Raw genomic sequence first — 566 nt, 5'->3', positions numbered from 1 at the left:
ACCAACACCTACACCGGTACCACCACCATTAATAATGGCGCCACCCTCAAGCTAGGTTCAGCAACATCGATTTCCAATAGTTCTGCCTTGGTGATTGACGGTACTTTAGATCTGGCTGGTTATTCAGAAACAGTGGGTTCGATTGCTGGTGCAAGTACTGGTTTGATTACCAGCACCGCTAGCGGTTCTCCAGCGCTGACAGCTGGTGGCGATAACTCCAGCACAACTTATGCTGGTGTGATTCAGAACGGTTCAGCGACAACCGTAGCCCTGACCAAAACAGGCACAGGCACCTTAACCTTATCTGGCACCAACACCAACACTGGTGTTACCAGCATTAATGGTGGTGCAATCAGTGTTGAAGCGGATGCCAACTTAGGCGCTGCAACTAGCGTAGCGATCAACTCAGGCACATTAACTATTGGCGGCACAGGTAGCTTTAGTTCGACTAAGAACTTCACCCTAAATGGTGCTGCCACTATTAATAACGCCAACACTACTAATGCTTCCACCTTCAGCGGCAACTTCACCAATGGTGCTAACTTACTAACAGTAGATGGAGCAGG

1 protein-coding gene is annotated in these 566 nt (G+C 48.9%); it reads left to right on the top strand.

Annotated elements, in window-relative coordinates; translation table 11 throughout:
- Window positions 1-566 (top strand): autotransporter-associated beta strand repeat-containing protein (locus ICN23_RS09685; protein WP_216232045.1); only part of this gene is annotated, 566 nt, incomplete at both ends.

It is taken from the genome of Polynucleobacter sp. MWH-Jannik1A5, from assembly GCF_018881795.1.
Taxonomy (GTDB): domain Bacteria; phylum Pseudomonadota; class Gammaproteobacteria; order Burkholderiales; family Burkholderiaceae; genus Polynucleobacter.
Note: the sequence above shows the minus strand (reverse complement) of the source record. Positions and strands in the feature narration are given on the sequence as shown.